Raw genomic sequence first — 23,596 nt, 5'->3', positions numbered from 1 at the left:
TTCAGGATTTATATGTTGTAGTAAACCAGGGAACTGTTTCCGCGGATACGGATCGTGCTGATGTCGGGCACGGGCAGGCTTGCGAAATTGGCGACCCCGTTCATCCCCAGCCTGACCGTGGGCGGCCTATGCTCCATCAGCGGCACTGGTACGTCGCTTTTGAATACAAATACATTCTCTACGGAATCCGGGCTTCCCTCACGGATCTGCGACACCAGCTGTTTGAGCTTGTCGTCCATATCGCCTTCGGCCACCATCGCAAAATTCACTGCGGCGGGCGACTCCGAGTCCCCGCTGTGTCGTGTGTAGCTGATGGTGATATCGGAGGGATTCCCGTACTGGATTTTCCTGCTTTTGATGTCGATCAGCACATAATGCCATTCAAGCAAACGATTATCTATATACGCAATCCGTTCTGTGTCCGCTGGGATACTCGCATCGACCCATAAATCCAGGACAGCGAAGAACGGGCCGGCAGCCAGGGCATCTTCGCTGACCAGGATTTCGGTGGGTGTCTCTCCGGCTAAACCCTTAGTAATTTCATAACACCCCGCTTCCCGCAAAGCTATCTCCACGGTTTCCTGTTCCGCTGCCACCGCTATTTTTTTGAAGGGCTTCCACCCGTCCGGGGCCACAAGCCTCCTGATCCGGATCTCGCTGGTCGCGCCTTTGGGCAGATCCATGGTGAACCGCGAGGGTTTCAATCCGGGCAATGCGTCATCCGGTGACAATCTTGCCTGCATCGTCAACTGGTCCTGCAAGGTACCATCCTCTTTCAGGTTGGTCAGATAAAACTGCCGCAATGCCTGTCCTGCCGCTGGTACCTGGGTAATGTTCCAGACGAGCGGGTTATCCAGGTACACCAGAAACGAGAGGCATACCGGCGCCGTGAGCGGATACTCCGGCGCGGCGCCATTCATTTGCTGTAAGATCACGGCCCTGTCGCCGATCTTCCTGACGATCAGTCCATACTGTTCCAAATGCTGCCTGCACGTGACCGTCGGCACCAGCGTGAAGTCGCTGCTGCGTTTGTTTTGATAATAAGCGTGCTTAAACAGGATTGAACACAGCTTCCGGTATTCAATGCTTAGCATACAACAAGAAAATTAGCAATCTTTTGTCCTATTGGTCGAGATATTCCTTTGAATGGATATTAGTGATCACATCAGCCCCGGCAAGCGGTGACTGCTGTACAAATAGTAAACGAGCCTTGTAAATAACGGACGGCATCGAATGCCCGCCGAGTACGGTCCACAAATTGTGCAAATTCTCAAATCCGATGTTATGCATGGAAAAGGTCAGCTTATAAGTGTTGCTGAACTCGTCCGTGTAAATAATGTTCTGATTGGCCTGGAAAAACTGTAAGACCAGACTCAGATGCTTCAATGCTTCGGTGTACAACTTGAAGTTAGAGGAGAATAATAAATGCAGGTTCAGATAAAGGGTGGGCTTCTGGATAATGGTTACCGATTGTTCCTGCCTGACAGGGTAGTTGTTTTTAAGGCTGTTTTCTTCTTCCAGACTGATCAGTGTGAGGATCAGCTTATCCTGCATGAGGTCGTCGCTTTCCTGCTGCTTTTCGTGGCGTGCGATGTCGGCCAGTACCAGCACTTCGGACACGCCCGAAATACCCCCGTTGAGGACCGTCTTGGGTAACATCACAAAATCGTTGAAGCGGGTAACAATTTCTTTGAGGCAGCTGTCTAACATAGCCCTGACACGTTGACCGTGTATTTAAGAAGTGCAGTTGATTACCTGAGCCAAATGTATACAATAATTTCTCTGAATTATTAAAAAGTCATTTTCACTTATTTACCGGTATATGTTTTCAAAGACCTCTCAAATAACAAAAACGCATACCTGTTTCCGGAATCGAAAGTCCCGAAAAACAAGTATGCGTATAGTTACAGGCGTTGGAGCGGAAGGGGCTCTGTCTCGCGGCTTTGTTCAGTAAGTAAGGCTTCTAAGATAAGCAATGGACTGCGGCACCTGCTTGCCATAGCTGGGACTTTCGTCTTCGATATAGTAATGTTTGATACCCGATTTCTTCGCTGCTTTCAGCACAGCGGGAATGTCGATCTGCCCGGTACCGAGCGCAACATCGTTTTCCACGGGGGTGCCGCCGGAAAGGTTTCCGGCAATTCCTTTTTTGAGGTCCTTCATGTGCATCAGCCGGAAACGGTCGGGGTACTTGCTGATCAGTGCGGCAGGGTCCTGACCGGGGAAATAGGTCCAGAGCAAATCCATCTCGAAGCTCACATATTTCGGATCGGTGTTGCGGATGATGTAGTCCATCAACGTGCCGTCACCGTGCTTCTCAAATTCATAGCCGTGGTTGTGGTAGCAGAACGTCAGGCCGAACTCATCTTTCAACTGCTTACCGATCTTGTTAAAATCCGCAACGGTCTTTTCCGCCATTTCGAGGGTGAACGGCCCGTTGTGCGGTACCCACGCGACGCGCACGTAGCTCGCGCCCAGCGTTTTGGCATTATTCCCCACTTCCTGCGTCTTGTTGAGCGCGTCGGCGTACCCTACCCCGAAAGACGAGCATTTCATCCCGCGTTCATCGAGCAGCTTGCGGAGGTCAGCAGCCGTTTTACCAAACAGGCTTGAAAATTCCATGTCCTTGATCTTAAGTGCTTTCAGGGTATCGAGTGTGGCGGCGGCGTCTTTGGAAAAACTCGCACGGAAAGTATAGGATACCATACCCGGTTGCTCGGGGAAAAGCGGCTTCCCTTTTTGTGCGAAGGAGGCGGATCCGCAGGCCAGTGCAGCAAGGAGCGTCAAATGTCTGATTCTCATAAGAAACGGATGATGATTTAAGTTTTCCTGATCAAAAGAATGGAACCGGCACGGTGCCGGTCGGCCTCTCTATTCTGCTTTGACGAACCAAATGCCGTGTCACCCTGCCTGACTTCCGTTTTAAGTATGAATTTTCAGAAACGCGCTTATTAAACGCGGACTTCCGAAAATATAGTCCGTTAAAAAACCGAAACCACTTTGTACGATTACCCATGCAGCCGCAACTTCCGGACGATCCGCAACTCCTGAACCGCCTCGGAAGTGACGATCCCCATGCTTTTGAAGACATTTACCGTCGTTACTGGAAACGGCTGTACGACTTTGCGTATGCCAAAACCCGCGATGCAGACACCGCCGGCGAAATTGTCCAGGATCTCTTTGTAAACCTCTGGGAAAAAAGGAATTCTCTTCAAGTTAAAAATCTCCAAAGCTATCTTTTCACGGCAGTCCGTAATCGCGTTATCGATCATTACAAGGACAAAACCTTCGACGCGCTCGACGACGCAGATTCTCCCAGCGAACCCGATTACCCTCTTTTTCTCGACGAGCTGGAACAGGCTATGCAGGAGGCTGTGGGCCAGTTACCTGAAAAAACGCGCAGGATCTTCGTACTCAACCGCTTTGAAGGCAACACAGTGCGCCAGATATCCTCCCAGCTCGGAATGCCCGAACGGACCGTCGAATACCACATCACCCAGGCATTGCGGACGCTCAAAATGCTCCTCAAAGAATTTATCTTCATCATCCTCGCCTTTCTGGCGACTGGTAAATTTTAAAGAATTTTCAGGCAAAATACAGTCATTTGATATAATTATTCGAATAAATAGTTTTCTATTTTGCGGTACCGGTTACTTTTTCAGTCTTCTATCCAAATCATTCCTGCCCTATGAACAAACGTCATTTTCATCAGTTACTGACCCGCTACCGCTCCGGAGCATGCACGGAACGGGAAGCCCGGCTGGTGGATCAATGGTTCGCATTGATCGATGGCGACGGAGCGGACCTGACCGATCGACAGTCGGAGGAAACCGAGGAAAGGCTCTGGCGGGCGATCCGCTCACGAACGGGCTCCCTGACTGAGCCACAACACCCAGCGGCCACGGAACGCAAACCGCTGCATTTCTTTTTCAGATGGCGGTGGGTTGCTGCGGCTATGTTCGTGCTGGCTGCCTGGGGCGGTTATCAGTGGAGCCGCAAAAATGCGGGAGACGCCGGCGATCGCGTGACCGGAGAGGCGTCCAGCCAGCTGGTTACCAGGGTCAACGCCACAGCGGCACCTATGTGGGTCCCACTTCCGGACGGATCACGCGTGAGCCTGCAGCCGAAAAGCACGATTGAATATCCGGCTGATTTCCAAAATACTAAACGCGAAATATATCTCAGAGGCAAAGCTTTCTTCGAAGTTGCGCGGGATGAACGAAAGCCATTCCTGGTATACTCCGGGGAAATCACGACAAAAGTATTGGGAACCAGTTTCTGGGTGAACCAGACACCCGCCGATAGAGGAGTCGAAGTGTCGGTAGTTACCGGAAAGGTATCTGTATTCCAAAAAGATAAGGAAAAAGAAGCAACATCGGGAGACCTTACCAGTGGCGTGATCCTGAGCCGCAACCAGAGTGTGAAATATACTCCCGGGAGCAAGACCTTCATGGCGATGCTCGTGAAACGTCCGATCATGGAGGACAGCTACAAAAATGCATTCGTTTTCGATGATGCGCGGCTCACCGAAGTAGCTAGGACATTCGAAAAAGCCTACGGAATCGATATTGTTTTAACCAACGACAGGCTGAAAAACTGCCTTTTTACCGCCGATATCAACAAACAGCCGATGTTCACCCAGCTCGCGCTGATGGCGGCATCGGTGAATGCCACGTACACCATCAAAGGTACCCGCATTTACCTGAGCGGCAAAGGCTGCCCGTAAAACGCTTTGAACTAAAACCGAAACGATATTCCTAAATCCTTACAAACGCTTGACTCCAAAACCCTGAACTTTTTAACGCAAACTACCTGCCTATGCATTGAACTACTTCCCTGAAAAAGAAAAAGAGCCGAATGTGTTGGTACCACCTTCGACTCCGATTCCCTCTCTGAACCTGGCCGGGTCCTCATCTGCGAAGATGAACGGGAGAGGTTTTGCCAGAATTTTCTGAAAACCTTAACAAAACGCCCAAACTTAATGAAAAAACCGATACTTCTTCATCCTCTCCTGCGACATATTATGAGGATAACCCTACTTCATTCGCTATTAATGGGTGTGGCCATCTCGGTCGGATTCGCGCGCGAGGTACGCACACAGGACCTGCTCGATCATGCCATTTCGATCAAGGCTGAGAACCAGGAGCTCCGGAAGGTGCTCGACCGGATCGAGCATATTGCGAGCGTCAAATTCGTATACAGTTCCAACACCATCCAGGCCGAGCGGAAAGTGAGCATTTCGGCCACCGACCGCAAACTTTCCGAGGTTCTGAACCTGGTTTTGCGCCCGTACAACATTTCGTACCGGCTCGTAGGCGGGCAAATCCTGCTGCAATCGGGAAACGGCCCGGGGTCGGAAGCGGCCCCAAAGGCGGACCTGCCGGTGTCAGGCCGGGTTACCGATGAAAAAGGGGCCGGACTACCGGGTGTAAGTGTGGTGGAAAAAGGTACGCAGCGCGGCACCGTGACGGATATTGAAGGTAAATTTTCCATTGAAGTCGGCAATACCCAGTCGGTGCTCGTCCTGTCGTTTGTCGGGTACGTATCTCAGGAGATTACCGTCGGCAACCAGAGCGTCATCGACGTTTCGATGAAAGTTGATAGCAAAGCCCTGAACGAGGTGGTTGTGATCGGTTATGGTGCGCTAAAAAAAGGCGACCTGACGGGCGCCGTCGCGACCATTTCGGCGGATAAACTGAAAGGCAAAGCTTCTGTTTCCTATGGCGAGGCACTGGTGGGACAAATGGCCGGTGTACAGGTGCAGCAAACCAACGGCGCACCCGGTGGCGAAGGCCTCAGCATCCGCATCCGCGGTACCGGCTCCATTTCAGCCAGCAGCTCGCCACTTTATGTGATCGACGGCTACCCGATCGACAGCAGCGCATTCTCGCTCGTGAACAGTTCCGACATTGAAAGCATTCAGGTACTCAAAGATGCATCGTCCACAGCCATTTACGGATCGAGAGGTGCCAACGGGGTAGTGATCATTACGACCAAAAAAGGGAGCGCAGGTGCCCCTACCGTTTCGTTCAGCACATTCTTCGGCATGCAGCAGGTAGCCCGGAAGATCGATATGATGAATACCAGGGAGTACATCGAGTTCTTCAAAGACGGTCACAACCAAGCCTGGCTCGACCGCACACCGATGCCCGGCGATCCGGCGCATACGATCCATGACAGCAATGAAATGCGGTCCAAATACACCAATTCCAACTTTTACATGATTCCTGAGGCATTTAATGATCCTTCCAAATTTCCGGACATCAACTGGCAGGACGAGATCTTCCGCAATGCATCTACCCAGAAACATGAACTTTCAGTAAACGGTGGTTCCGAAAAAGTACGATATGCCGTTTCGGGAAGTTATACCAACCAGCAGGGGATTCTGATCAACACCGATTTTAAAAGATATAACATACGCGCCAACATCACGACCAACGTGACCAAAAAGCTGGAAGTGGGCGTGGCGATGAGCTCCTATTACTCGGAAAACAACGACCTCGCCAACGGAAAAGACAGTCCGCTGGCGTATGCATTGTACCTGCCCCCGATTTACCCGTTGCGCAATGCTGACGGCACCTACGGTTCACAGGTACGCAACCCGGAAATCTGGGCGGGCGACGTGGCCAACCCGGTTAGCATTGCGGAGAATGTGACGAATTTCACCAAGAAGAATGCCGTGATCGGTTCCGTTTATGCAGAATACGAGATCATTCCCGGACTGAAATACCGCATCAGCTTGAACGCCAATCTTGAAAACCGGCGGTTGAAATACTACCAGCCTTCATTTGTGGATACCGACGGCTCCCGTGCGCCCCGCATTGCGAATGCGCGCAGCGAGACCTGGCTGGGTGGTAACTGGCTCAATGAGCATACATTGACCTGGTCCAAAACACTGGCCGAAAAACATAACCTCAATCTGCTCGCGGGTTACACGGCCCAAAAATCATTTGGTGAATACAACCAGCTCCGCGCCCAGAACTTCCCGAACGACGCTGTGCGGACATTGAGCGCCGGACAGATCGTAGGCGGCACCAGTACCGAATACCGTAACTCGCTGATCTCCTATCTGAGCCGCCTGACCTATTCCTACGACGACAAATACCTGTTCTCGGCCAGCATCCGCCGCGACGGCTCTTCACGCTTCGGTTCGGAAAATAAATGGGGGACATTCCCGTCGGCATCCGTCGGCTGGCGGGTAAGCAACGAGGCATTCATGCAGCATGTGAGCCAGATCTCCGATCTTAAAATCCGGGGCAGCTGGGGTCTGGTGGGGAACAACAAGATCGGCAATTACGACGCCATTGCGCGGACTGTCGTGAATTACTACCCACTGAACAACACGCTCGTGAATGCGGTAAATCCTTTGAATTATCCTAACCCGTTCCTTGGCTGGGAAAAAACGATGCAATGGAACCTGGGCCTTGAACTGGGTTTGTTCCGCGACCGGGTGCGGCTAGAAGCTGATTTCTATAACAGTAAATCCGTCGACCTGCTCCTGGACGTACCCGTTCCGACCATCAGCGGCTATGCAACGCAGCTTCAAAACATCGGAAAAGTACAGAACAAGGGGATGGAATACCTCGTCCGTACCCGCAACACGGTGGGTGCATTTAAATGGTCGACCGATTTCAATATTTCCTTTAACCGCAATAAAGTACTCGCGCTCGGCCCGGATGCGCGCCCCATCTACGCGGGAGCACCCAACGCGAACAATACTTTCATTACCACTGTGGGCCAGCCCATTGCCACCTATTTTGGTTACCAATATGATGGTGTTTTCAAAAACCAGGCTGAGCTCGACGCTGCACCGCACCTCGTGAACGACCGTCCCGGCGATCCGCGCTATATCGATGTGAACAAAGACGGCCAGATCACCGCCGCCGACAAAACCTTCCTCGGCAGCAACCAGCCGAAGTTCATTTATGGTTTTGGAAATGACTTTTCCTATAAACGCTTTGACCTGAATGTGCAGCTGACCGGCTCACATGGCGCGAAGCTGTTCAGCTTTTTTAACCGCATGATCGGCATTTACCACGGCGACCGCAATGGCCGTTCTAAACTGAAAGACCGGTGGCGGTCGGAAGAAGAACCCGGCTCGGGCGAAATCCTGCGGGCTAACCGGGATCCGAAAGGCTTGCAGAAAGAGCCTTCGAGCTATTGGGTAGAGAATGGATCATTCCTGCGGATCCGCAACGTGTCGCTGGGCTATACTTTCGACAGTGAGTTGCTGCAACGGATTAAAGTGCGCTCACTACGGTTGTATGTGACTGGCCAGAACCTGTACACGTTCACCAAATACCCCGGTTTCGATCCCGAAACGAGCAGCGAAGGCAATGGCCTTTCCCGCGGCGGCGATTACCTGGGTTATCCGGCTGCACGAACCGTCATCGCGGGGCTTAATGTAACATTCTGATCATTCCTGCTAAATCCATTCAAATGAAAAGATATATTCTAGCCGCATTCCTTGTCGCGACGTCGCTGTCGTGCAAGGAAAGCTTTATCGACCTGCAACCCATATCCGATATGAATGCGGGGAATTTTTACAAAACCGAGCAGGATATGAACCAGGCGGTCATGTCGCCATACGCTTCACTCCGCGACCTATACAATCAGCTTTACATTTACACCGGCGAGATCCGCTCCGACAATACGACATTCTCCTGGGTACCGGGCAGCTCGAAGGACATGACTTCCATCGACAATTTCGGGGACGTACTGCTTTCGGACAACCAGAACATCCTCAACCTCTGGAACCGCAGCTACATTACCATCCTGCGCAGCAACACGGTGCTCGACAAGATCGACGCCGTTACCTTCCGGGACGAGAAGTTGAAAAACCAATACAAGGCAGAAGCACGTTTCCTGCGCGCATTGGTATATTTCTGGCTGGTCCGGATCTATGGGGACGTTCCAAAAGTCGATAAGCAGATTTCCGTTCAGGAGGCCTACACCATCAGTCGCGCACCTGCCGAAGAGATTTACAACTTCATTGTCGAAGACCTTAAATTCGCAGAGGCTAACCTGCCCGCTACCTACGCCACCGCCGACCGCGGCCGCGTGACGATGGGCGGAGCCAAAGGGGTGCTGGCAAAGGTATACATGTTTATGGCGGGCTATCCGCTCAAAAAGGGTGTATCGCATTATGCATTGGCGGAAGCCAAGTCGCTGGAAGTGATCAATGACCAGCAATACGCGCTTTTGCCGGATTACAAGGCAGTTTTTGATGTAAAAAACGAAAACAATGCCGAATCGCTTTTTGAAGTACAGTACAAAAAAGGAGGCCCCGCTCCCATCGTGACGGGCAGCCCGTGGAGCAATGATTTCGCTCCCCGCTTTTCCAATAAGGAAGTGATTCCGGTGGGTGACAAATCGGGTTTCAATGCCCCTACCCCTTCGATATCGGCTGCTTATGAGAAAGGGGACCCGAGAAAAGCCATTTCGATGGCCGACGGCTATGTGTCCGATCCGGGCGGGCAGCAGATCAACGAAAAGTATGTTAAGAAATACTACGACGTGTCGTTTTCTGTCGCGCCCGACAACGATAACAACTGGCCCGAGCTGCGCCTGGCGGACATTTACCTGCTTTATGCCGAAGCGCTTGTGCGTCAGGGCAAACAGCAAAGCACTGCACTGCTCTATCTGAACAAGATCCGCCAAAGGGCGCGCAACAGTACAGGCACCGCGGCAGGTACATTGCCCGACTACACGGCATTTTCCTCGGATACCGACTTTCTGCTGGCCATCGAAAAAGAACGTCGTGTGGAACTGGCATTCGAAAACCACCGCTGGTTCGACCTCGTGCGTACCGAGCGCGCGAAGGTGGTCATGAGCCAGGAGCAAAAAGAGCAGAACGGCTTCAATCCGGCCACATGGAGCGACAACATGCTGCTGTTCCCGATCCCGTTGCAGGTGATCCAGTCTAATCCTGAAAAAATCAAACAAAACCCTGGTTACTAATGTCAATGCAATCCAAAACATTACGCGTGATCGTGGGTGGAATGCTGGCCTGGATGCTCGTCCCGGCAGTTTTCGCCCAGAAAGACAACACGCTCACTCCGAAAGAAAAGAAAGAAGGCTGGGTGCTCCTGTTCGACGGCACCTCTACCCAGGGCTGGAAAACCACCGCCGGAAAGCCCGTACCTGCTGGCTGGGAGGTTAAAAAGGGTACGTTGTCAACACAAAAAGGAGGCAAAGGAGGCGATATCGTCAGCGATGGCGAGTTCTCCGACTTCGATCTGCAAGCCGATTTCAACATTGCGCCTGAAGGCAACAGCGGCCTCAAATACTTCTTTACCCGATATGAACAGGGTGGTAACCTGGGCTTCGAATACCAGATCCTGGACGACAAGCGAGCCGAGGATAACAAGAAAGCCAACCACCTCACGGGTTCTTTCTACGATGTAATGCAGCCTGACGAAACCAAAAAGAAAATGAACGCCCCTGGCCAATGGAACACCCTGCGCATTGTGGCAAAAGGTAAAAACGTGCAGCATTATCTCAATGGCGTAAAAATCCTGGAATTTACCCAAAATGGAAAGGTATATACTGATGCTGTGGCACTTAGTAAATTCAATAAGGCTGTTCCCGCATTCGGATCGGTAGCAAAAGGGCATATCCTGTTGCAGGAACACGGGGCCGAGGTTTCATTCAAAAACATCAAAATCAAAGCATTATAAGTCATGGCAAACAGACGTGAATTTTTGAAAACGACCGCCGCAGGATCGCTGGGTATTGCCATCGGCGGCACGGCGCTGGGTTTCAGCGCAAAGAGCTACAACCGCATTATCGGCGCCAACGACCTGATCCGCGTAGCGACGATCGGGGTCAACAGCCGCGGTAAAAGCATGAGCGGGACTTTCGCCGGTCAGAAAAACGCGGAAGTCGGTGTCGTGTGCGACGTGGATGAAAGGGCGATTCCCAAGGCCATTCAGGCGGTAATGGAGGCGAAACAGACCGCCAAACCCAAATCCGAAAAAGACTGCCGCAAGGTACTCGAAGACAAATCCATTGACGCTATATACATTGCGACACCCGACCACTGGCATGCCCCGCTTACGATCATGGGCTGCCAGGCGGGCAAGCATGTGTACGTCGAAAAGCCATTGAGCCACAATCCGCGCGAGGGCGAACTCGCGATCGAGGCGGCGCGCAAGTACAAGCGCATCGTGCAGATGGGTGCTCAGCGCAGGTCGGCACCGGTGCTCACAGAAGGCATCAAGCAATTACATCAGGGCATTATTGGTCGTGTGTACCTGGCCAAAACCTGGTATACCAACAAGCGCAAGGCCACTTTCCTGAAACCGGGGACCGTTCCGTCCTGGCTTGATTATGAGCTATGGCAGGGGCCAGCCCCGCGTATGCCCTACAAGGACGGCCTGATCCACTACGACTGGCACTGGTTCTGGCACTGGGGGACGGGGGAAGCACTCAACAACGGCACGCATGAGGTGGATGTGGCGCGCTGGGGCTTGGGAGTAGACTTCCCCACCCGTGTCAGCTCGATCGGCGGACGGTACGAGTTCAAGGATGATTGGGAAACGCCCGACACCCAGGTGATCGCGATGGACTATCCGGGCCGTATTTCACTGATCTGGGAGTCGAGAAGTTCCAATGGCCGCAAGATCGAAGGCCAGGACCGCGGAATCATTTTCTACGGGGAAAATGGTAGTCTCGACACCGGCGGTGACAGTTACAAGGTGTACGACCTCGACGGGAAGTTAATAAAAGAAGTAAACTCGCCCACCGAGGAAGCCGGAATGCAGGGCCGCAACCTTGCCAGCCCCAGCCTGGGCATGGACAACCTGCACGTCGCCGACTTCCTCGACGCGATCCGCAATAACCGCAAACCCAACTGCGACGTCGAGCTCGGTTTCAAGAGCGTAGTAGCGATGCAGCTCGGCAATATCGCCTGGCGCGTGGGCCGGGACCTGAAAATCGACCCGAAAAACGGGCATATTATCGGGGATAAGGAAGCGGAGAAATTGTGGTCGCGGGAGTACGCGAAGGGATGGGAACCCGTGGCGTGAGTTTGAATGAGCCGGAAGTGTATTGCGTTGCGCCGCACCTGTTTGACACAGCATCTTTGCCATGTCAAAGGTGCTGCGCGCCGTTTTTTGTCGTGTTCATATATACATTCACTCCCTGCCCTTCAAAAACGCTTCCGCGTATCTTTTTCCTAATTCCCTCGCAGAGGCAGTGTCGAAATGAGTGTCGTCCCCCTTGTGTACCAAACCGGCAGCAGAAGCCAGGTATGTATGCGGATGGGTTTTGGCATAATCTTTAATGATCTGGTTCACGGTTGCCGCTTCCACGTGCCCCGCCACGTAGAAATCGCCGAGTGTTCCTACTACCAGCGGCACATTCTCCGTGTGCGTGTCTTTCCTTAATCTTACAAAAAAGGCTTCAAGCCTGGCTGCATAGGCTTTCACCTTCTCCGGCGAGCTGTCGGACTCTCCCTGATGCCAGATAATGCCTTTAATAGTGCCGTGGTTTTGCGCTTCCTTTACCCTTGCCAGCATTTCATCGTAAGCATAAATGCCGGTTTGCTCATGTCTGACACCGGGTTGCCAGTCGTCCATGCCGCTGCCTCCTACCGCGCAGGGAATGAGCCCGATAGGACGAGCAGGTTTTTTGGCGAGGATTTTCTGCGCGAAGGTGAGCCCCGGACCGACGCCTACCACGGCAGGTTTGTCGGAATGCAGCGGATCGGAAGCCTTTTTCCATTGGTTCTGTCGGTCGATCGCCCATATTTGATCTGAATTCGGGCGGGAAGCCTCGTCAGTCTGTCCGCGGCCTGCCATATTGGATTGGCCGATCAGGAGATAGAGATCCATTTGGTCGGGGGCGCTCTGCGCGTTCGCAGCGGTACTACCGCCAAAAAATCCAAAACAGAGGGCGAGGCCCGTTGCAAACAGGTGGTTTTTCATGGTGATGCATTTGGGAATGTGGATCAATGTCTTTAAAAGCAGGAAGCCCGGGAATTTATCCATCCCGGGCTTCATTATTCGCTTATTAACCTGTTTGAAACAATGTTATCTTTTGTCCCACCAGACTTTCGAAACATACGAATCACCATTCGACAACCGGCTTACCGCCTGTTCGTAATTGGTTTTGTTCAAAAGCGCCTCGCGTGACGAGTAAATGGTCCTTCTTGGAATGGTGCCCCCGGTCGATCCCTGGAACGGGCCGGGTTTCAATGCAGGGTATCCCATCCTCCGCCACTCAATGAACGCCTCGTAGGAACGGCCGAAAAGCTGGATCCATTTCTGCGTACCGATCTTTTCCAGCTTTTGCTCCTTGGTCAGGCCCGTCCAGGAGAGTTCTTTCTCAAATGCGGCAGGAATCGTCGTGACATTATAGGGGGCCTGTGCCAATGCGGCTTTCACGCCATCCTGATAGTACTTTTCTGCTTCCGCCGCCGTTCCGCCCCAACCTTCCAATGCGGCTTCTGCCTTATAAAACGAAACATCTGCAAATGACATCACCATGCACGGGATCGCCGGACTGTAATCGCGGTTGAAGAAAGTGGCCGTCGATACGGTGCTGTAATCGTCCTTAATGATGGTCTTCAGGATATCGTCCGTCAATGCGACGCCGATGCCCTTGTACGCAGGCGTGCCCGCCTTCACGGAGTTCACGCTCGGCTGGGCAATGCGCGGCAGGCGCGGGTCGGCCGTCGACACAAGCTGGGTTACCAGGCCATCGGCCAGGTATTTTAAATCCGGGCTTCCCGCCAAAAACTGGTTGAGTACCGGGTGTACATTGGCGTTGGTGGCATTGTTGTAAGTGGGCACGGTGGCATCGTCGGCGCTGCTCGCCAGCAATGGTTGCCCCATGGCTTCGGTCACGGTTTTCTGCGCCAATGCGGGGTCGGCATAGCGGATGCGCATACCCAGCCTCAGTTTCAGCGAATTGGCATACTTCTTCCACTTATTAATATCCCCCTTGTAATAAAAATCCGCACTGCCGTAACTCGCATCCCCCGGGGTCAGTTGCGAAATAGCGGCATTCAGGTCGTTGATCAGCGACTTGTAGATCGACTCCTGGGTATCAAAGGATGGCTTGGTGTTCACATTTTCCGGTCCCTGCGCGGTTTGGGAATAAGGCACATCCCCGAAAAGGTCGGTGAGGCGCTGCCACACGGCAATCTCGACAATGCGGGCAATAGCGAGCTTGCTCCGGCTTGCGGGGTCGCTTTCCTTGCCTTTCAGGATCTCGTTGCGGACCTGGCTGATATTGCGGATGAGCGTGTAATGCGCATCCCAGGTGTTGTTATCGCTCTGCTCGATGTAGCGCGAGCTCGATACCAGTACGCCGCCTGCCCAGTGCTGGACCCAGGAACCGAACTGGCTGTTGGGCACCTCGTAGCCTTCGGCAAAAGCCGCATCTTTTTGCACTTTGGACAGCACCAGCCCCGGATCGACGGTCGTGACCGAAGTAGGTGGGGTATTGATTTCCTCAAAATCGCCGGTACAGGCCTGTGTAAGACAGATCGCGCCGGTCAGTAGGATCGTTTGAACTATATTTTTCATCTTTTCAAAGAATTTCCGGTTTTGACAATTACAACTCCACATTCAGGCTTACCCCAAAATAGCGCAACAACGGTAATGCCGTCGATTCCAGGCCGAGCGACGAGTTGTTGACGTTGAATGACGATGCCTCGGGTGCGAAACCTTCTGTTTTCCGTTGCACATAAAACAGGTTGCGTCCGTAAATACCCGCGCGGATGCTCTTGAACGGTGTGCGGCTGATCAATGCGTTGGGCAGCTGGTAATTCAATGTCAGCTCCCGGAACATGATGTAGCTCGCGTCATTGAGCATTTCCTCGGGGATTACATTGTCCTTGTCCGGTGCCACCACATTCCAGTAATCCTGCGCTTTCACCTGTTTGGTATTTGCCTGTCCGGTTCCGGTCCAGGTGCCATTGTCGGATTTGGAAGCCACTACCCCATCCGCCACATAAGTACCGTCGCGGCCGGGCAATGTCTTTTTGATGGTCCCGTAAATAAGCTCTTCCCGGAGACTCTGGGAGTAGATCTTACCACCCTGACTGATATCGAACAGCCCCGACAGCGTGATGCCTTTGTAACGGAACGAGTTATTAAAACCACCGATCCAGTTTGGCAATGCGTTACCCAGTTCATAGAGGATCTTAGAGTTGGATTTCAATGGCAATCCGGTCGTCGGGTCGATCAGCCGGTTGCCACTGTCGTCGCGCAGCCATTGAAAGCCGTTTCCGATCAGGGTGCCGAAGGGTTTGCCCGGTTCGGCTACGACGTTCACACCGCGGTCGGCCCCGAGCACATAAGTATCCACGCCCTCAGCCAGCGATACCACCTGATTGCGGTTTCTTGAAAAATTGAAAGTCGCGTCCCAGGTAAAACCGCCGGCAGTTTTAACCGGCGTACCGTTCAGCGTGAGTTCTACACCCCGGTTGCGGATCTCTCCCGCATTGATCCGCCGGGAAGCGAATGTGCTGGCAGGCGGCAGCGGTACGTCCAGGATCTGGTTTTTGGTAGATGCACTATAATAGGCCAGTGCCAGGCCTGCGCGGTTCTTGAAAAACCTCGCTTCCACGCCGAATTCCATCGAAGTCGTCAGCTCATTTTTCAGGTTAGGATCAGGAATGGTGGATGCAAACGACGCCAGGGGAACACCGCCGTGGGCCACCTGATCCAGCGAATAGGTACCGGTGAGCTGGTAAGGCGATCCCGAACTGCCCGCCTGCGCCACCGATGCCCGCAATTTCAGGAAACTCAATGTATTGCTTTGAATATTGAATGCGTCGGTCAGCACGAAGCTCGCGCTCACTGCCGGATAGAAGAACGAGTTGTTGGCCGGTGAAAGCGTTGAAGACCAGTCGTTACGGGCCGAGAAATCGAGGAACAGGAATTCCTTGTACCCTACCTGCCCCGAGAGGTACACCGAGTTAATGGACGATTCGGTCAACCCAAACACATAGGAATTGATCAGTGTGTTGTTGATCGCGTACAGGCCGGGCACGATGAATTCGTTACCGGTATTGCCAGTGGTGCGGGAATAGAATTTCTGGTGGTTGGCGCCGAGGTTCAGGCCGAGCGAGATGTCTTTGGACAGTTGCGGCGTGAGTGACAGCAAAATGTCGCTATTGTCCTCCCGCACGCGCGTCACCTGCTCCGAAATGTCACCATTGCGATTGGCGCTCTGGTAGGTTCCTTTTTCACGGTAGCGCAGGCGCTGGTCCGTGTAAAAGTCGGTACCGGTTTTGGCAGTCAGCCGGATCCAGTCGTTGAACTGGTAGCTGAGCCGGATCATCCCCAGCAGACGCTGACGGTCATCGGCGTTACGGGTATGGTCCACGGTCCAGTAGGGGTTGGCGGTCGACGAGTTGGTCGCGTAGGTCTTTTCCATTCCCACAAACGGCACTGTGCCGTACCCCAGTTGTTTGGCAACATCCTCCGCCGTCCAGGCCGAATTCGCAAGAACGCTCATCGGAATACTTCTGGGCTGGCTGATGAACAGGTAAGCCGGGTTGTCACTCGCGTCCGAAACCGTAGGCCGGTTAGCTCCCTTTTGTCCGATATAATTGGCTTTCACGTCCAGTTCGAGCTTCGGCGTGATTTTCGCCACCGTCCGCAGGTTTACATTGTTGCGTTTCAGGGTGTTACCGGGCGTATAGCCGTCGATATTCGTGTTGCCGTACGACAACCGGTAGTTGATGTTGTCATTTCCACCTTCCAGGCTCAGATTATTGACCAGTTGTTTTTCCTTTCTGAAAAAAGTCTGAAATGTATTGGGCTGCGGGGTGAAATTGAGGACATTACCCCATTGGTCTTCATATTGCTGCCCGTTCATGGGCGCCCCCCAGCTCGCGCGGGTAAACCGGTCGCGCCCACCACTGACCTTGGGCATCCCCTGGATATTTCCGGCCTGCGCTGCCGCCCAGGTGTAAATTTTGCCGTCATTGCCGCGAAAATGCGTGAAGTTACCATCCAGCCCCTGGCCGTACTCATCCTGAAAATCAGGCAATACCAATGCATCGCCCACCGAGTAATCGACACCGTACTTGATTCCGATCCCTTTTCTGGATTTGCCGGATTTAGTGGTGATCAGCACGACCCCGTTGCTGCCACGCTGTCCGTATAGGGCGGCCGCATTAGGTCCTTTCAGAACCGAGATCGATTCGACATCCTCGGGATTGATATTTGAAATTCCATCCCCATAATCGATACCACCCGTAGAAGAAGGCGAATTGGGATTGCTATTGTCCATCGGGATCCCGTCGATCACATACAAGGGCTGGCTGTTCCCAACAAGCGAGTTGGAACCCCGGATCACCACGCGCGACGAACCGCCTGCGCCATTAGCAGAGCGTGTTACCTGTACACCGGCCATTTTACCGGCCAATGTCGTCGCCAGATTGGCCTCTTTCGCGGTAGAAATAGCCTCCCCTCCGATTTCCTGCACCGAATAGCCTAGTGCACGCTTATCGCGTTTGATACCCAATGCGGTCACCACCACTTCGGACAGGTTCTGTGTGTCCTCAGCCAGCGTCACATTGATCTCCGACTGGCTGCCTACCACCACCTCTTTCCGCACATACCCCACGAATGAGAATACCAGTGTCGCCGCCCCATCGTCCACCGCGAGCTCATACTTTCCGTTCACGTCGGTGGCCGTGCCGCGCGTGGTGCCTTTCACGAGCACGCTCACGCCGATCAACGGCTCCCCCTTCGTGTCAAGGACCGTTCCTTTCACGGTCGTTTCGCTGACCACCATCTGCCCTGCGGCAGCAGTTCCCAGCGACGCAACCGGGCTTTCCACCGGCAATGCCGAAGTTTCGCGGACCGGCACTGCCGGTTCCTTCTTCCTGCGCTCACGGGTACCGAGGAGCACATACGTGTTGTCCTTGATTTTCTTGTATTTCAAACCGGTAGACGCCAGCAATGCATCGAGGTTCTGTTCGAGCGTCTTGGTGGGATTGATCGCCTGTGCCGGGACTTTCAGGTCGTCGAGCAGCTTTTCCTCGAACAGAATATCGGCGCCATAGCTTTCCTTGAGTTTGAGCAGTGCATCACGCAGCTTCACAGGTTGGCCCTGCCGGTTTTCGGTCGGAATCTGCCGGGCCGAAGCGAGCAGCTGTCCGAACCCCGGCGACGGTAACAGGTTGAGCATGACATAAAGGCCAACGGCCTTTGTCAGAGGTACATGTGGGTTCATGGATGTATTGAATTAATTAAAGGGTTCTAATTGGTGTCAAGTGAATCGGGCAAAAGGTAAACCTCGTCGTTACGGACCTGCACGGTCATATCCAGCATTTCAGCCAGTACCGACAGCAGTTCGTCGGCCTGTCGCGCCCTGAATGTGCCGGTTACTTCCCGCGCGGCGAGCGATTGGTCGCCGACCACTGCCTGCAAGCCGAATACCGCATGCAGCTCCCGGGTAACGTCGAGCAGACTGGTATGATCAAACCGGAACTGGTGCTCCTGCCAAGCGGAAGGATTGGTGCGTTCCACAAGGGTCAGTGGCTGAATATCGATGGTACCCGAAGTGCGGATCGAAGCCTTTTCTCCGGGCTTCATATTCATCGGCGCGACCATGCCGGGCGAAGAGATCTGTACTTTCCCCTTGCTCAGCACTACCTGCGTGCCCTTTTCGCGGGAATACACAAAAAATTCGGTACCCAATACGGTTACCTTGCCCTGATCGGGCGTGTGGACGATAAACGGCTGGTGATCGATCTGATGCGTGACTACAAACCCCGCCTCGCCATCCAGAAGCACTTCACGGTTGAACCATCCGAAACCCCAGCGCAACATTTTCAGGCCGGTGCTGGGATGCAACGCGACGGTGCTGCCATCCGGAAGCCTGAGGTTGCGGCTTTCAGCGTAACCGGTCCGGTATTCCTGGTAAAAGACGTTGTCGCGATAGAAATAGGTCGCAAAACCCGAAACGAGGACCACTGCTGCCGCCCAACGCCATAATGCTGCCCGACGGTGGGTTCGCTGCACTAGCCGAACGTCCGTTTCCGGTTGCACGGCTTCATTTTCGAGTATTCCCTGCACTTTTTCAAAGGCGTGCTCTACATCCGGGAGGAATTGGGGATAGCTGTTTTCCCATTCCTGCAACCATTCGAAATAGGTCTCCACATGACCGGGATCCGCCAGCCATTCCTCGATCAGCTGCTTTTGCAGTACCGTGGCCTGGCCCGAAAAATAAATGAAGAATACTTCTTTTGACAATGGCGGTTTCATTCGATACTGTATGCTGTGTGTCAGGGACCGGTTTCCAGGTTGCTATCCGGATCGGATCCGCTGCGTTAATTTTTTTTCAAAGACCTGCGCAGCACATTCAATGCCTTGCTGATGTGTCCTTCCACGGCCTTCACCGAAACATCCAGTTTGGCGGCGATTTCCTGGTAGGATTTCCCTTCAAACCGACTCAAAACGAATACCTTCTGACACTGCGGCGGTAATGTCCGGATTACCCGCTCTACGTGCATATAGAGCTCGTCCATTTCCATAATATGATCCGGCGATAGCATGTCGGAAAGGAAATTGTCGTCCAGCTCCTCCTGCCTGATTTTCTGAAACTCCCAGCGCAGGTAGGTGAAGCATTTATTACGGACTGACGTGAACAGGTAGGCGCGGAAGGTCGTCGTCACGGAAGTGTGTACGCTTTTCTTCCAGAAATTGAGAAATATCTCCGTCACCAGATCCTCGGCTACCTCCTTGTTGTAAACAAACCGCACGGCATGACTGCACAGCGGCATGTAATAGGTCCTGAAAAGCAATTCATAGCCTTTCTTTGGGTCTGTTTCAAAGGTTTTCCTGATAAAAAACTCCTTGTCCGGCAAGCTGTGCAGACGCTCCGCCCCACCCGGCTCGGCAGTTTTTCCGAGGTTCGGGTCCTCGTCCGGTTGTGGGTCAAATGGTTCGGGGATCACAGCGTTCAGGTTCGGTTCAGGGCTTCGTATTCAGGACAAAATTTTGAAAGTATACCCTAGTTCTGCATTCAAAAAACTTTCATTTTTTAATTTGCGCCCTCAAAAAAAACGAACATGCGCAAAAGCATCATCCAAACGCAACCCCACATCCCCCTTCTGCTCACCGCCCCGATCCTTGGATTGATCGCCCGGATCCGCCAGAACAATACTGCCGAACTACAAGTGTATGATACTTATCTGGTTATCTCAATGGGGTTGCTCGCAGGGATTTTCATTGGGATTTTGCTGCTTGCCAGCCTGCTTTACTGGTTGACAAGACAACGTACAGGTCTCCCCCAGCTTACTTCGGCGCATGTACTCGGCACGATCGGGATCGTCATTTACCTGACCTGTACCGCCGGACAGCTCACCGGCAGCAATGCCGATACCGGCATCCCAATGTCCATCCCGGAATACCGCGCCTGGCAGGACTCCAATGCACGCTTTGCCATGGCGCTCGTAGCGCTGGCGACGATTCAGATGCTCTTTGTGGTGAACCTGATCCTGAAATGGATCAGGGGTTGACGACCGTTACCGGTTCAATCGGTCGAGGTATTTGAGCGCGTGGTCCACGTCGGTGATATTTTTATCCCAATTCCCTTCCCGCTCGATGTACACATAGCCGTCAAAACGCTGACGTTTCAGCTCGGCAACAACAGCCGGGTAATCCACCACGCCCGTACCGACCATGACGTCGTTGGCTTTGAGGTTACCGGCTGCATCCAGGTCTTTGATATGCAGGCAAATGATTTTGCCTTGCAACGTTTGCAGACATTTCACGGGATCCAGGCCGCTTCTCACCCAATGGCCGATGTCGGCACAGGCGTAGAAATGCGGGCGTCCTTTCATGGCCAGCACCACCGAGTCGGGATGCCAGTAGTAGCTGGACCCTTTGGCATGCTCATGAATGGCCACCTTGACCTTGTATTCGGCGGCCAGTTTTTCAATCGCGTCCCAATGCTTTTTTTGCGGCTCTCCGTTCAGAAATTCCAGCCCCATTTTTTTGGCAAACACAAAATTCGCCCTCCAGTCGTCCTCCGTTTTCCCGTCGGCATAGAGCGATTTCATTTTCAACCCCCGCTTGTCCAGCATTCCTTTCATTTTTTTTACTTCCTCGTCTGTCAACGCCGGAATAGCGTGACCGTTGAACTCCTCACCCAACTTGTGGAAGAAGAATCCTTCTACATAGTTTGCGTTGATACTGTCGGCTTTGTCAAGGGCTTCTTTGAACGAGAATTTGTTGAATGAATATAACGCAACGCCGGGCTTCCATTTGAGACCGCCGCCGGGGCCACGCTGCTGAAAACCATAGAGCGCAATGGTAATAAGGCTGATAATGACGAAGACAGAAGGAAAATGCTTTTTCATAAGAATATCGTTGAATGGTTCAGATTAGCTTGTCGGGTGTGATGGGCAGCTCCCGGACACGTTTGCCGGTGGCATTGAAAACCGCATTCGCAACCGCTGCGGCTACACCTACTATCGCGATTTCACCCAGTCCCTTGGACCCAATCGGGTTGACATGCTGATCCGGTTTGTCGGTGTAATATACTTCAATAGCCGGAATATCCGCGTGTACGGGTATGTGATAGCCCGCAAAATCAGTCGTCACGTAGCGTCCGAACCGGTGATCCATCACGGATGCTTCCATCAAAGCCATTCCGATACCGCCCACAACACCGCCGATCGATTGACTCCTTGCGGTTTTATAATTGATGACCGTGCCTACATCCGCGCAGGTCACTACGCGCGTGACGCGCACAGCGCCGGTGAGCGGCTGCACCTGTACCTCCACAAAGTGACAGCCAAATGAATACATCGAATACTGGTCGCGTTCGGTACCTGATTTCGATTCTTCCATTACATCAAGCTCGGTGAGTTTGTGGTATTTAAGAATATCGGCATAGGTGATTCCGGTCGTGTCCGCAGCAGATGCATATAGCCTTCCGTTTCTGGCTACCACCTGGTCGCCCGACTTGAAGTCTGCCGACATCCTGCCGGCCAACGCCACCAACTTCTGTTTCAACGACATACAGGCCGTGTACACCGCCGAACCTACACTCGGGATCGTCGAGGAACCGTTTTGCCCCGGTGCATCGGGCAGGTTAGAATGTCCCAGATCGAACCGGACCTTCTTTGGACTGATGCCCAATACTTTCGCTGCGATCCGCACCATGGCTGTGCCGGTACCTGGCCCGATGTCCATCGTTGCGCTCTGGGCGATCACCGAACCATCCGCCCGCATGATGGCCCGGGCTTTGGACGGGTGCCGGTGAAAGCCATACAGGCTCGAAGCCATTCCATAGCCGACGAGCATCCCATTTTCGGTCATCGAACCCGGCTCCAAACGCCGTTTTTTCCAGCCGAATTTTTCCGCACCCCATTCATAGCATTCTCTCAGCGACTTCGCCGACCAGGGCAAGTTCCGTTCGGGGTCCGATTCGGCATAATTCCGCATCCGGAATTCCAGCGGATCAATTTTCAGTTCAAATGCCAGCTCATCCATGGCCGACTCCAGCGCGAACATACCCGTGGCATCCCCCGGGCCACGCATCCACGTAGGTGTGCTTACGTCCAGATTGAGCAGGCGATAGCGCGTTTGCACGGCCGGACAGGCGTACATGACGCGTGTGCCCAGCACCGTACGTTCGAGGTGTTCCTCGTAGGTCGACGTCTGCCCAGTCCCTTCATGGACCATGGCAGTGAGTTTACCGCTTTTATCGGCCCCCATTTTCATTTTTTGCAGGGTATAAGGCCGGTATCCGACGGAAGTGAACATCTGCTCCCGGCCCAGCACCAGTTTAACCGGACGCTTCACTGCCTTAGCCGCCAGCACCGCGGCAATGGTATGCGGCCAGACGCGGATACCCGACCCAAACGCCCCGCCGATAAAGGTCGAAATTACCTGCACATTTTCCCTTGGCAGCTTGAAAGCCTGTGCCAGTTGTCCCTGAGCAGACTTCACTCCCTGGTTTTTATCATAAACCGTGAGCTTGTCGTCCGTTTCCCAGATTGCAATGATCGCATGCGGCTCCATCGGCTGATGGTGCTGAGTAGGAATGGTATATGCTGCTTCAATTTTAGTTTCAGCGTTTTGCCAGGCATTGTTATCTCCCCTTTCATAATCTGCAAAAGGCGAATTTTTGCTCCGCTGCACGTTAAGGGGCACCGCCGCGCGATCCCGGTTTTGTTCAAAATGAGTTTGATGATCTTCTTTCTGATACGTCACCCGTACAAGTGACGCCGCATGCACCGCCTGCTCCCTCGTACCCGCAACGACCATCGCCACCGGCTGGCCGTCGAAATAAATCAGGGAGTCGTAAAACACCCGGAACGCGGTACCGACCGGCGCCCGCTCAGGCGGCTGTTTGGTCGCAGGCCAGCCCGGCACACCCGGATTGTTGAGATGGCTGATCGCCGCCAGCACTCCCGGCGCGGCTTCGGCCTCACGGGAATCAATGGCTATGATGCTTCCTTTGGCAATGGTACTGGTGACCAGTATCGCATGTGCGAGGTTGGGCACCGCATATTCGGCCGAATATGCGGCGGCTCCCGTTACCTTCACCCTGCCGTCGACACGGTCGAGCGAAGGATCTGCCTGATCAAAAAACCTGTTTTCCATAGCTACAA

Annotated in this window: 17 protein-coding genes; 7 read left to right on the top strand and 10 right to left on the bottom strand. The window is 53.3% G+C overall.

What is annotated here, in order from left to right; translation table 11 throughout:
- Positions 1–8: 8 nt before the first annotated feature.
- The 3 genes from BP71_RS02240 to BP71_RS02230 all read right to left on the bottom strand — a co-directional run bounded on the left by BP71_RS02240 (position 9) and on the right by BP71_RS02230 (position 2,802).
- On the bottom strand, positions 9–1,094 hold the full coding sequence (locus BP71_RS02240) for a hypothetical protein (RefSeq protein ID WP_496376151.1): 1,086 nt from the start codon (positions 1,092–1,094) through the stop codon (positions 9–11).
- A gap of 28 nt (positions 1,095–1,122) precedes the next feature.
- Entirely contained in the window at positions 1,123–1,710 is a 588-nt protein-coding gene (locus BP71_RS02235; protein WP_496376149.1) for a Pvc16 family protein, read from the bottom strand.
- Between the two features lie 237 nt (positions 1,711–1,947).
- Positions 1,948–2,802: a sugar phosphate isomerase/epimerase family protein gene (locus BP71_RS02230; RefSeq protein WP_496376147.1), complete on the bottom strand. Its 855-nt coding sequence runs from the start codon at positions 2,800–2,802 to the stop codon at positions 1,948–1,950.
- Positions 2,803–3,014: 212 nt separating this feature from the next.
- On the opposite strand from BP71_RS02230, the gene BP71_RS02225 reads away from it, so the two are divergent.
- From BP71_RS02225 to BP71_RS02200, 6 genes are all read left to right on the top strand, one after another.
- On the top strand, positions 3,015–3,578 hold the full coding sequence (locus BP71_RS02225) for an RNA polymerase sigma-70 factor (RefSeq protein ID WP_496376145.1): 564 nt from the start codon (positions 3,015–3,017) through the stop codon (positions 3,576–3,578).
- A 110-nt stretch (positions 3,579–3,688) separates the two neighbouring features.
- On the top strand, positions 3,689–4,726 hold the full coding sequence (locus BP71_RS02220; RefSeq protein ID WP_496376143.1) for a FecR family protein: 1,038 nt from the start codon (positions 3,689–3,691) through the stop codon (positions 4,724–4,726).
- Positions 4,727–4,981: 255 nt separating this feature from the next.
- Positions 4,982–8,416, top strand: a complete 3,435-nt coding sequence (locus BP71_RS02215) for a TonB-dependent receptor (RefSeq protein WP_496376141.1) — start codon at positions 4,982–4,984, stop codon at positions 8,414–8,416.
- Positions 8,417–8,439: 23 nt separating this feature from the next.
- A complete protein-coding gene (locus BP71_RS02210) occupies positions 8,440–9,960 on the top strand; it encodes a RagB/SusD family nutrient uptake outer membrane protein (RefSeq protein ID WP_496376139.1) in 1,521 nt (506 codons plus the stop codon).
- Complete coding sequence (locus BP71_RS02205) at positions 9,960–10,679, top strand: 3-keto-disaccharide hydrolase (protein ID WP_496376137.1); 720 nt, start codon at positions 9,960–9,962, stop codon at positions 10,677–10,679. Before BP71_RS02210 ends, BP71_RS02205 begins: the two co-directional genes overlap by 1 nt.
- Positions 10,680–10,682: 3 nt before the next feature.
- Positions 10,683–12,029, top strand: a complete 1,347-nt coding sequence (locus BP71_RS02200; RefSeq protein ID WP_496376135.1) for a Gfo/Idh/MocA family oxidoreductase — start codon at positions 10,683–10,685, stop codon at positions 12,027–12,029.
- Positions 12,030–12,137: 108 nt separating this feature from the next.
- On the opposite strand, the gene BP71_RS02195 is transcribed toward BP71_RS02200, so the two are convergent.
- The 5 genes from BP71_RS02195 to BP71_RS02175 all read right to left on the bottom strand — a co-directional run bounded on the left by BP71_RS02195 (position 12,138) and on the right by BP71_RS02175 (position 19,927).
- A complete protein-coding gene (locus BP71_RS02195; RefSeq protein WP_496376134.1) occupies positions 12,138–13,004 on the bottom strand; it encodes a sialate O-acetylesterase in 867 nt (288 codons plus the stop codon).
- 30 nt (positions 13,005–13,034) lie between these two features.
- Positions 13,035–14,534: a SusD/RagB family nutrient-binding outer membrane lipoprotein gene (locus BP71_RS02190; RefSeq protein WP_496376132.1), complete on the bottom strand. Its 1,500-nt coding sequence runs from the start codon at positions 14,532–14,534 to the stop codon at positions 13,035–13,037.
- A gap of 28 nt (positions 14,535–14,562) precedes the next feature.
- Positions 14,563–18,201: a SusC/RagA family TonB-linked outer membrane protein gene (locus BP71_RS02185; protein ID WP_496376130.1), complete on the bottom strand. Its 3,639-nt coding sequence runs from the start codon at positions 18,199–18,201 to the stop codon at positions 14,563–14,565.
- A 26-nt stretch (positions 18,202–18,227) separates the two neighbouring features.
- Positions 18,228–19,235, bottom strand: a complete 1,008-nt coding sequence (locus BP71_RS02180) for a FecR family protein (RefSeq protein WP_496376128.1) — start codon at positions 19,233–19,235, stop codon at positions 18,228–18,230.
- 65 nt (positions 19,236–19,300) lie between these two features.
- Positions 19,301–19,927, bottom strand: coding sequence for an RNA polymerase sigma-70 factor (locus BP71_RS02175; RefSeq protein ID WP_496376126.1), 627 nt, complete (start codon positions 19,925–19,927; stop codon positions 19,301–19,303).
- Between the two features lie 114 nt (positions 19,928–20,041).
- On the opposite strand from BP71_RS02175, the gene BP71_RS02170 reads away from it, so the two are divergent.
- Entirely contained in the window at positions 20,042–20,491 is a 450-nt protein-coding gene (locus BP71_RS02170; RefSeq protein WP_496376124.1) for a hypothetical protein, read from the top strand.
- A 6-nt stretch (positions 20,492–20,497) separates the two neighbouring features.
- Here the strand turns inward: BP71_RS02170 and BP71_RS02165 are convergent, their stop codons facing one another.
- A complete protein-coding gene (locus BP71_RS02165) occupies positions 20,498–21,334 on the bottom strand; it encodes a sugar phosphate isomerase/epimerase family protein (protein WP_496376122.1) in 837 nt (278 codons plus the stop codon).
- Positions 21,335–21,353: 19 nt separating this feature from the next.
- The gene (locus BP71_RS02160; RefSeq protein WP_496376120.1) at positions 21,354–23,588 is read right to left on the bottom strand and encodes a xanthine dehydrogenase family protein molybdopterin-binding subunit; all 2,235 of its coding nucleotides are present in this window, start codon (positions 23,586–23,588) and stop codon (positions 21,354–21,356) included.
- Positions 23,589–23,596 lie beyond the last annotated feature (8 nt).

Source organism: Dyadobacter ginsengisoli DSM 21015 (assembly GCF_059568735.1).
The sequence above is the reverse complement of the archived record's forward strand: the minus strand, read 5'-3'. Positions and strand labels throughout refer to the sequence as shown.